Source organism: Armatimonadota bacterium (genome assembly GCA_036504095.1).
Lineage (GTDB): Bacteria > Armatimonadota > DTGP01 > JAKQQT01 > JAKQQT01 > DASXUL01.
The window spans coordinates 183,969-193,104 of the sequence record DASXVS010000026.1; the positions used below are offsets into that span (position 1 = coordinate 183,969).

A 9,136-nucleotide genomic window follows, 5' to 3' on the forward strand; every position below is an offset into this window, starting at 1 on the left:
CTGAACCGGGTGGTTACGTGGCATTGATGGTTTTCGCTCTGTGTCTCTGGCCTTGCCTAAGCTTTTAGAGCCGTGGGCCTGCGAATATTACCAAGACACCTGGCAATAACGTCCTTTTCCGTGGGATTTCGTGCTCAAGAGTGCTCTCTGGCGCCCCGGGCAGGAATCGAACCTGCGACCCACTGCTTAGAAGGCAGTTGCTCTATCCTCTGAGCTACCGGGGCTCGCAACCTTTCCATTATACTACACAACAACCATACTCAGTCATCACCTCAGCGCGGAATGCCCGGCAAGAGGAACTCTAGCCCGAAGCGCCGGCAGGTGAATTCCGGATTCCCGGATCAACTCGGAGACCGTCACCGCGCGAAAACCGCGCGCCTGAAGCCCCTCCAGAATATCCGGCATCGCGGCCAGGGTCTGCGGATAGTCCTCATGCAAGAGGATAATGTCGCCGGGTCGAACGTCGCTCAGCACGCGATTAACGATCCAGCGCGAGTCCTTCGCCTGCCAGTCGCCGGTATTGTTCGACCACAGCACGGTCAACATCCCCTCTCTGGCGGCTTCCCCCGTCACCCGATCGTCGAATTGCCCTCCCGGGGGCCTGAACAGCCGGACGCGGTAAGTGGCCGCTCGTTCTATGACGATAGTGTCGTTTTCGAGTTCGGCGCGGATCTGGTCGGCCCGAAGCCCCGGAAGCCGTAAGTGCGTTCGCGTGTGGTTGCCCACATCGTTCCCTTCGGCCAGCATGCGCTTCACATAGTCCGGGTGGCGCACAACGTTGGATCCGACCAGAAAGAAGGTTGCATGGGCGCCATACCGCTTCAGAATGTCCAGGAGTTCCGGACTCGTCTCGTGGGGACCGTCGTCGAACGTCAGTGCCACCACTCGGGAGCGGGCAGAGCCCTGTCGCAAGATCCCCTGCCGGGCGTCGAAACCGTAGCGGCCCTGCCAGCGTAGTATCCACTGACTGGGGTTGGCGTACCGGAAGAAATGGCCTTGCCGGTACATACCGGCGAGGGTCACTCCTCCGCATGCCACTGCCAGTACAAACAGGGCCAGAACGCCTCGCACGAGTCTGCGCGCGCCACCAGGTTGCCGTTGGGTTGTTGCGGGCATATCGTCCATTATATCATAAGGCCAAGGGTCAGGCGCCTGCGCCTGTCTGCACACACCCGCGCATTCTGCGCCTGCTCGCGAAGGAGACACCATGCAACAACCGTTCAATCAACCGGGTGGGTCCTACGGGAACGCTCCCTATGCCGCGCCTCCTCCACGGCGAGGCTTCAACTGGCTGACCTGCTGCCTCGGCTGCTTCGGCCTCGCCGTCATCCTGGCGATCGCTATGGGGGCGCTATTCTATGCCAAGCTGAGCAAATCCGCCGGACCGGCCATCACAACAGCTAATTACCAGGCGGAATTCCCGGCCGGCGTCCCCATCTTTCCTGGACTGACGTTCGATGAACAGATGACCGCCCCCCTGCGCTATGCCGGAGGCGCGGTCGGCTTCATCCCGAACGCACACGGAGCCAGGATGCGCATGATGGTTTTCCGCAGCCCAAAGCCCGCAAGTGTCGTAGGCGCCTGGTACAAGAGCAAACTCGTTCCGAAGGGCTGGTCCACGATGGCTTCGGGCAATCCCTCATCGTGGCAGTTCGAGAAAGGCGATGAGATGATGCTTGTGTCTGATGCAAACCAGCAGCAACAAGCCGTCATGATCGCGTTCGGCAAGGGCTTGCCCGCCAAATCCCACACGCGGATTCAAGTGAACCCGTGACGGCGCAATTCGGCAGCCCCAACGCGATCGAAACGTTCGACCTTTCGAAAGCCTACGAAGGACGCGCCGTGGTGGACCGGCTCAACATGTCGGTCCGCCGCGGCGAGTTCTTCGGATTTCTGGGTCCGAACGGCGCCGGCAAGAGCACCACGATCAAGATGCTCACCGGACTCCTTCGCCCGACCTCCGGGCACGCCCTCGTGGCCGGCTTTGACATCTCCGCCGATCCGCTCAAAGCGAAAGCTAACATCGGCGTACTCCCCGAAGAGTTGAACCTATATGAGCGGCTGACCGGGATCGAGTTCCTGGAGTTTGCCGCCCGCATGTACGGCCTTCCTGGCGCGCAAGCCACGGCGCGCGCCGACGAATTGCTGCGCCTCCTTCAACTGGACGCCGACGCCGACAAGATGATCGTGGATTACAGCCAGGGTATGAAAAAGAAGACTGCCCTGGCCGCCGCCATTATCCACAACCCCCCGGTCATCTTCCTGGACGAACCGTTCGAAGGCGTGGACGCCGTCTCCGGCCGCATCATCAAGGACACCCTCCATCGCCTCACCGAACAGGGCACCACGGTGTTCTTCAGCAGCCACATTCTGGAGGTCGTGGAACGGCTGTGCAGCGAGGTCGCCATTATCGACAAGGGCCGACTCGTGGCCCAAGGGAACATGGCGGAGTTGCGGGAGCGGACCCACGCCGGCGGCGATGCCACGCTGGAAGCGATGTTCATGCAACTCGTCGGCGCGGCCGGACAGACCGAAGGGCTCTCCTGGCTGGCGTGAAGCCGGGGGCTAGGGATCAGGATTCAAGGCGTACCGGTTCACGGATTCCTGAATGCTGGATGCCGGATGCTGAATGCTGAATGCCAACGATCATGGATTAGCTTCCAATCCCGCCACCTTGCGCGCGATGCGAACGGCAACGACCAGATCTAGGCGCTCTGCCGACACACCGGACAATACCAGATCGGTTCGCACGGAGCGTTCTGTGCCTGCCCCGCTGAGGCCGCCGAACCGGCGCAGGATGGCTACAACGTCGGCCGTCGTGAACGGCGCGACCGCATCCTGTGGACCTTGGACGAAGACGCTCACGGGGTTGTCAGCGCCGCCCGCGTGTTTCAGAGCATAGTACGTCTGGAATGCGACGAACCGCCCGTCGGCACTGATAACAGGAAAGCACGAATCGAGGGCCATGCCTGCGCCGAGTGACGGGATGGCGACACCGGAGGTGACGCCCCGCTGCCAGTCGCTGACGGCAAGAGCGGTCAGGTTATACCCGGCCTTCAGCGCGAGGTTTGGCGCGAGGGTTTCGAAAGCTATGATCCGCCCGTCCGCGCTGATGGAGGGGAAGAACGAGTCACGCTTGCCCTGTTCGCCGGACGAAGTGAGGGAAACACGCGTCGTCGTCCTTGTCCAGGTGTCGCGTACGAACACGTCATCGTGGTTGTTGGTGTCGCCCGGAACGAGGTTCGTGGAGAGCGAATCGAACGCGACATACCTGCCGTCGGCGCTGACGGAGGGATCCATCGCGCCCCTGTTCGCCTGTTCGCCGCGCGAGGAGACCGAAATGAGGGTCGTGGTGTTGGCCTGCATGTCTCGAAGAAAGACGTCCTGTGCGTTGTTGGTGTCGCCGGGAACGAGGTCCGTGGCTTCTGAAAAGAAAGCGATGTACCGGCCATCCGCGCTCATCGAAATGGAGCCCCATCCGCCTCCGAATCCGTCTGTCTGGCGGCCGGTAGACGAGACATTCGCACGGACCGTTACGCCGGTCCTGGTGTCGCGCCGGAAGACGTCCCAGGTAGCGTTCGTGTCATCGGGTACCAGATTCGACGCTTCCGAGGCAAACGCGACATAGCGGCCATCCGCGCTCACCCTGGCCTCCAGTGAACGGTTATTGCCCGGCTTGCCTTCCGTGGAGACAGAAACGCAATCGGTTTTGCCGGTTCGCAAGTCGTGCCTGAATATCTGCCATTGGCAAACGCCGGTACCTGGGGCCAGGTTCGTGGCCCACGAGCCGAATACAACGACCCGCCCGTTCGCGCTGATATTAGCGTGGCACGAATCCAGGTTCGCCTGTTCACCTGACGAGGACACGGATGCGCGCGTTACGGCGCCCGTAAGCATATCGCGCACGAAGATGTCCGCCTTGTCGTTCGTGTCCTGTGGAACGAGGTCCGAGGCGGTGGAGCTGAAAGCAACATACCGTCCATCGCCACTGATCGATGCGTCGAAGGCTGAGCCAATCCCCTTCAGACAGGACGGCGAGACCGAAACGCGGACAGGGGTGAACTGAGCCGCTGCGGCGTGGGCAGCCGTGACGACCGCGAGAATCGCGGTGAAAGCAAGGAATGAAACGCGCATCATCGAACCTCCGGGTCAACGATAGCGAAACAACGCGCTCGGCGCGGGTGGAATCCATGCCGATGATATCACCACAGTGTGGAATCCGGCCACCGACGGACCATTCTGGAGGATGAGGTGTGAGCAACCCGCGAGGGTTCTCCAATGGCGATCACCCGCGCCGGCGTCTCAGATCTAGTTACCGGTGAGGCGCACGGAGTCTTTTACGCCGAGGCTGGCGTAGATCTCGCGCGTGGCGGTTGATCGGTTGAGCGTGTACAGATGGATTCCGCGAGCGTTGTTGTCCAGCAGGTCACGGCACTGCTCTGCGGCCCACTGGACCCCCACCTTGCGGACGAACTTTTCATCACCATCGGTCCGGCTGAGCGCTTTCAGCAGCCGGGCGGGGAATCGGGCGCCCAGCGCGAGTTCCGCCATGCGATACAATCCCTTGCTGGAGGTAATCGGCATGATTCCCGCGATGATGGGCACCGTGATACCCGCGAGTTCGCAGCGCTCGCGAAAGTCGTAGAAATCCCGGTTGTCGAAGAACAATTGCGTGACGATGTAGTCCGCGCCCTCGTCTACCTTGCCCTTGAGGCGGTCCATCTCCACCAGGCGGTTTGGACTTGCCGGGTGCCCCTCCGCGAATCCCGCCACCCCGATGCCGAACCCGCGGGGATCCGGGTGGATGCCCTCGTCGTTGAAGCGTTTGATGAACCGAACCAGGTCCGAGGCGTGCGGGAACGACGCGCGAGCGAGGAGCGGATCCTCGGTGCCCTTGGGCGGATCACCGGCAAGCGCCATGATGTTGGAGATAGCGTGCTTTGCGTATCGCTCCAGGATGCTCCGAATCTGCGTCTCATCGTGGTTCACGCAGGTAAGGTGCGGTATCGGGTCGAGCGACGTCTGATCCTTCAGACGCACCACGAGTTCGTGCGTGCGCTCCCGCGTCGAGCCGCCGGCTCCGTATGTTACGGAGACGAAACTGGGGTGCAGCGGCTCCAATTCCGCAATGGTGCGATAGAGATGGTCCGCCGCTTCATCGTCCTTCGGCGGGAAGAACTCGAAACTGAGCGTCAGGCGCTGATGTGCGAATATGTCGTTGATATGCATGGTAATTGGTATCGGGGCGCGTTCTGCGCCCCGTTACCGATACTATAGCAGACGCCCCGCCAATGAACTGGCGGGCTCCTCCCGCGAATTCGGCCTTCGCCGACTGCCGGCCAACCCGCGCAGGCGGGTTTCGCCACAGGAGCCCGCCATTTCAATGGCAGGGCGCTCTCAGCCCTTCACCAGCATCTGCGTGAGGTAGTCCTCCAGCATACGCTTTGTAGAGAACGCGACCACACTGGTGGAGATTGCTCGCTTCATCACCGGCAGCCATTTGGTGGGAAGACCGCTGGCGTCCCGGTCGAAGTAGGCCGGAATAACTTCCTGCTCCAGGATGCGGTATACCTCGTTCGCGTCGCGCTTGTCCTGCTCATCGGAGCTCTCCACAACCTCGCGACCACCGATGGCCCAGCCGTTCCGGTTCTCCGGGCCTTCGTATGCTTCGTCCCACCAGCCGTCAAGGATGGACACATTGGGCACGCCGTTTGCGGCCGCCTTCATTCCGCTCGTACCGGACGCTTCCAGCGGGCGCCGCGGGTTGTTCAGCCACATGTCCACGCCCTGGACCAGGTTGCGGCCGACCTCGATGTCGTAATCCTCCAGCAGGAAGACCTTACCCTTGAACCGCGCTTCCTGGGACTTCTGGTACACGTCCGAGATGAGGCTCTGACCGCCGCGGTCGCCCGGGTGGGACTTGCCGGAAAACAGAATCTGAACGCGCCGACCGGGCGCGTTGAGGATAGCATCCAACCGGTCTTCGTCGTTGAAGATGAGCGACGCGCGCTTGTAGGTGGCGAACCGGCGCGCGAAGCCGATGAGGAAGGCGTCCGGATCGAGCGCGTCGATGAGTTCGCGGAGATCCGCCGGCCCTTCGCCGTGCCGCGCGTGCTGTGTCAGGAGGCGCTGCTTCGCGAACCCGATGAGCGACCGTTTTTGCGCGAGGTGCGCCGACCAGAGTTCCTTGTCATCCGCGTTCAGGATGCCTTCCCACGCGGGCCGGTTATTGGCTACCGGCTTTACGTCCACCGCCGTCTCCGTGTTGAATCTTCCACCGCATTTGGCGAACACCGCCTTCATCTCGGGGCCGATCCAGGAGGGCATGTGGATGCCGTTCGTCACGGCTCCAACCGGGTAGCCGGCGATCTCGCGCCAGGTGCCGTCGGCGGTATGACCGTGCAGAAGGCTCACCCCGTTGGCCGCGCGGGAGTGGCGCAAGGCGAAAGCAGTCATATCGAAAACGTTGGGGTCCGCGTCCGCGCCGAGGCCGAGATTCAGGATCGCGCTTGCGGACATCGCTGTGCCCGCGAGGATAGGCGCAACCAGCGATCTTGCCAGTTCCGCGCTGAAGCGCTCGTTGCCCTCCGGTACCGGTGTGTGGATCGTGATGATTGAATCCGCTTTCACTGTCTGGCGGGCGTCCTCCACGCTCTTGCCGCCGGACAGTTGCTCGCGCAGGCGCTCCAGCAGTAGGAACGCGGAATGGCCCTCATTGAGGTGCCAGACCGATGGTGCGATTCCCAGTGCCCGCAGCGCCCGGACGCCACCGACGCCCAGGATGGTCTCCTGATACAGCCGCATCTCCCGCGTGTTGTTGTAAAGCTGGCTCGTGATCGGGCGGTCCTCGATAGAGTTCTCGGGCAGGTCCGTATCCAGCATCAGCAGCGGGATGCGGCCAACCGACGCCAGCCATACCGCGGCTGTCACCACCCGCCCGGGCATTTCCACGGTGACGTTGAGTGCATCCAGCGTGCCCGGCTTCAGGACGCGCGTGACCGACACCTTCTCCGGCTGCAGCGCGGGATAGAGGTGCTCCTGTCGTCCCTCCCAGTCAACCATCTGATGGAAGAACCCGCTCCGATAGAAGATGCCGATCGCGACGAAAGGCAGTCCGATATCCGATGCCTCTTTGCAGTGGTCGCCCGCGAGGATCCCCAGGCCGCCGGCATACAGGTTCAGCGACTCGTGGAACCCGTATTCCGCGCAGAAATAGGCGATCGGACCGCCCTTCACTTTCACGCCCTGCTTCGAGTACCAGGCATCGTCATAGGACGCCATGTAGGCGTCGAACTGCGTAGTTGCGCGCCGGACATCGGCGACGAAGGCCGCGTCACCGGACAGGGCCGCAAGGCCCTTCGCTTCCTTGAGTATCCGGGTCGGCCCGGCCTGTTCGGCCCACAGCTTCGGGTCGATGCGGCGGAACAGGTCCTGGACCTCGGGGTGCCATGTCCAATAGAGGTTGGACGCGAGGCGGCCAAGATTCGCGATGAGGGCGTGCGCTTCGAATCCCAACGGGGCGGCGGAAGGGATCTGTCTCAGAACTGAACCTCCGTCTGAATACGTATTCTCGTTCATCTCCTGCAATCTCCATGTCCGGGAAAAGGGTCGGCGACTGAATGGAAGGGTGCTCGCTAAAGCCGAACGGTACGTTGCGGCTCTTCCATGTGAGTTTGCCTTGCAGCTACCTTACATTTCCACTGAGCCGCCGCAAATCGAGCGATCAGCTCTCGATCACGACGGTGCCGGCGATGACGTCGTGAAGCGTCTGACTCTTGTTGTTAAACATCGCCATCAGATAGCCGATCATGAATGTCCACTGGGACAGCCATTTGGCGGCGGAACGCGCGCCAGCCCTCCCAAACGTCATTTGTTCACCCCACGTGTCGGCCACCTTCAGGCCAAAGAGCATTTTCCCTAACGTCGCCTGAAACTGGGAGGACTCCATGGCGGTGTAGTAGAACCATTCGATAAACAGAAACGTGGGCCAGACTATCCTGCGCGTTTGCACCACGGCGAATGCCGGCCGGCCGATGATCGGCGCGACCACGGACATCAGAAACAGATCCGTCGTGATTCCCAGGATGATGTTGTCCACAACAAAGGCGAGCAGCCTGCGCGCCAGGTCACCGTACATCATGGCCCTGGGGATGCGCTGGTCCGGCTTCGCCGTTGGAACGTACGGTTCGCCCCCGGGAGGATACAACGTATCGATCATCGGGAGGGGCGGAGCAGCGGTGGAGACGGCATCAACTGGCTGGTTACGTTCGGGTGGGTCCAAACGTGAAGGTTGTAACCCTGCCGACTCCAGTGTGGCGGGCTGCCCAGGCTCGGCCGGGGCGACGATGCGGGCGTGGCAGAATTTGCAGTCACCGGATCTTCCGGCGGCGGCATCAGGGGCATCCAGATGGTGATCGCACACCGGGCAGTTGAAAGAAAGCGGCATATGTGACCTCACTCTAAGACGGGAAAGACAATGAACGACCGCTGGACCACTTGCCTTCACGATGCCGCACGCCCCCGAAATTGTCAAGGAAATGCAACCGGGCGCCATCCGGTGAAAAATAGTTGGAACCGAGGGTGGATCGTCGGTCGTCATCTACACAGAACCGGTTGGTCGTGGGAGGTCTTCCACCCCGCTCACGGAGAATCGGTTGTCAACCAGGCCATTGTTCCAGTTGGAGGGGCATTGGCGGGAAGACTCTCCTCCCGAGGGGCCTGATCCGTTCCGAGGGAGACAAGACTAAGATGCCGGTCAACGGTTTTTACAGACCGGCGCGACAACTCGGCGTTGGCCCATCTAGGGACCGACGCGCGCTAGTCCCGTGCCGGCGTCCTACGTGGGCCCGTGCATTGAACCAGGGTTTTGCCACTGTGTTATAATGGAAACGGCGCCTCGGTGTGGCGTACGGGCCGTTAGCTCAGCGGTAGAGCATCTCCCTTTTAAGGAGGGGGTCGCTGGTTCGAATCCAGCACGGCTCACCAGCGCTCTTTTGATCGGGTAGGCGGGGTCGTTACCGGCCCCGCCTCCCACACCACCCGGCATGCGGGTCCGCACCGGGCGGTTCACTCAGACTTAAGCGCGTGGTATCTCTCCGCGAGAGACGAGAATCCCATCTGGATGAGCTTGGCGTTA

7 protein-coding genes and 2 tRNA genes are annotated in these 9,136 nt (G+C 61.9%); 3 read left to right on the top strand and 6 right to left on the bottom strand.

The features are described 5' to 3' along the window. Nucleotides 1–148 precede the first annotated feature (148 nt). Together VGM51_05950 and VGM51_05955 are read right to left on the bottom strand one after the other, a co-directional pair. A tRNA-Arg gene (locus tag VGM51_05950) sits at nt 149–224 on the bottom strand. A 43-nt stretch (nt 225–267) separates the two neighbouring features. Then, nucleotides 268–1,116, bottom strand: coding sequence for a polysaccharide deacetylase family protein (locus VGM51_05955; GenBank protein HEY3412591.1), 849 nt, complete (start codon nt 1,114–1,116; stop codon nt 268–270). Between the two features lie 91 nt (nt 1,117–1,207). Here VGM51_05955 and VGM51_05960 point away from each other — a divergent pair, with 91 nt between their 5' ends. Next, on the top strand, nt 1,208–1,774 hold the full coding sequence (locus VGM51_05960) for a hypothetical protein (protein HEY3412592.1): 567 nt from the start codon (nt 1,208–1,210) through the stop codon (nt 1,772–1,774). Next, nucleotides 1,771–2,556: an ABC transporter ATP-binding protein gene (locus tag VGM51_05965; protein HEY3412593.1), complete on the top strand. Its 786-nt coding sequence runs from the start codon at nt 1,771–1,773 to the stop codon at nt 2,554–2,556. The genes VGM51_05960 and VGM51_05965 overlap by 4 nt, the downstream gene beginning before the upstream one ends. A gap of 90 nt (nt 2,557–2,646) precedes the next feature. Here the strand turns inward: VGM51_05965 and VGM51_05970 are convergent, their stop codons facing one another. The 4 genes from VGM51_05970 to VGM51_05985 all read right to left on the bottom strand — a co-directional run bounded on the left by VGM51_05970 (nt 2,647) and on the right by VGM51_05985 (nt 8,446). After that, nucleotides 2,647–4,137, bottom strand: coding sequence for a calcium-binding protein (locus tag VGM51_05970; protein ID HEY3412594.1), 1,491 nt, complete (start codon nt 4,135–4,137; stop codon nt 2,647–2,649). Between the two features lie 171 nt (nt 4,138–4,308). Next, on the bottom strand, nt 4,309–5,229 hold the full coding sequence (metF, locus tag VGM51_05975; protein HEY3412595.1) for a methylenetetrahydrofolate reductase [NAD(P)H]: 921 nt from the start codon (nt 5,227–5,229) through the stop codon (nt 4,309–4,311). Nucleotides 5,230–5,397: 168 nt separating this feature from the next. After that, nucleotides 5,398–7,578 carry an alpha-glucan family phosphorylase gene (gene glgP, locus VGM51_05980; protein HEY3412596.1) on the bottom strand — a complete coding sequence of 727 codons (2,181 nt, stop codon included), beginning with the start codon at nt 7,576–7,578 and terminating at the stop codon, nt 5,398–5,400. Between the two features lie 145 nt (nt 7,579–7,723). Next, a complete protein-coding gene (locus VGM51_05985; GenBank protein HEY3412597.1) occupies nt 7,724–8,446 on the bottom strand; it encodes an RDD family protein in 723 nt (240 codons plus the stop codon). 464 nt (nt 8,447–8,910) lie between these two features. Between VGM51_05985 and VGM51_05990 the strand changes: the two genes are divergently transcribed. Next, nucleotides 8,911–8,985, top strand: a tRNA-Lys gene (locus tag VGM51_05990). Nucleotides 8,986–9,136: the final 151 nt, after the last annotated feature.